Consider the following 320-nt stretch of genomic DNA (forward strand, 5'->3'; position numbering starts at 1 on the left):
TGACATATGGCGTGCTGGTATTGTAGGTCAGGCCACCAAGTTTGGAATCATAACTTTCAAAGTAGTGAATCTGGCCGTCTTCTCCGCCCATATCATATAAAGACTGTTTCCAGGCATAAAAGCTGGTCATCGGTACGGACCAGATATAGGCCTGGCATGCACGCTGGAAGTCAATCGCATCAAATATCTTGTTGCGACTCTGCTCTGTTGGCACGCCCACCAAATAGTTATTTTCGAAGGTAAGTTCACCTATGCGAGTATCGAGTATTTGATATTCTCTATCCTGATGAGACAGGTTTTTGTTTTCTGTGGTAATAGAT

Annotated in this window: 1 protein-coding gene; it reads right to left on the reverse strand. The window is 43.8% G+C overall.

Features of this window, described 5'->3' with window-relative positions; genetic code table 11:
* The coding region (locus A3751_RS22435; protein WP_369821216.1) for a hypothetical protein at nt 1-320 on the reverse strand (320 nt) is incomplete at both ends.

Source organism: Oleiphilus sp. HI0080 (genome assembly GCF_001635135.1).